This is a genomic window from Vibrio sp. D173a (assembly GCF_030248475.1).
This window is the reverse complement of record NZ_JAHGAH010001380.1, coordinates 1-519: the sequence shown is the minus strand read 5'-3', so window position 1 is coordinate 519 and position 519 is coordinate 1. Positions and strand designations below refer to the sequence as shown.

Genomic DNA, 519 nt, shown 5'->3' with positions numbered 1-519 from the left:
CGTGCAGGCATTGAGGTAATCATCGCTGCTGGCAGTGCAGAAAACGTTGTATTTGATTCATTGAGTGAAGAGCCACAAGGCACACGTTTCTTACCACTTGAAGAGGCATTAGAAAACCGAAAACGCTGGATTCTTGCGGGCCCAGCTTCTGCCGGCGACATCGTGGTCGATGATGGCGCTGTTAACGCAGTCAACACCAAAGGCAGCAGCCTACTGGCAAAAGGTGTGATTCAAGTACGCGGTGAGTTTTCCCGTGGTGAAGTCACTCAAGTGACCGAACACAAAGGTAAAGTGATTGCTCGCGGCATCGCAAGCTACTCAAGCCAAGACTTGGCGAAGATGGCTCGGAAGTCATTCACCGTGATGACATGGTTGTTATCCAAGAGTAACTGACCACCCAAGCGTAGTGCGCATACGTTGAGTATGAAGTATCGATGAATAGCTGCCGAATAAAGGTGGCTATTTGATTAAATAGCGCACCCAGAATTTCAGATAGACAGACAGAATTAAGGGAGAGTT

General features: G+C 48.4%; 1 pseudogene. It reads left to right on the top strand.

The features are described 5' to 3' along the window. Positions 1 to 389, top strand: a pseudogene (locus KIV40_RS33500) (PUA domain-containing protein); the annotation flags it as partial. Between the last annotated feature and the right edge of the window lie 130 nt (positions 390 to 519).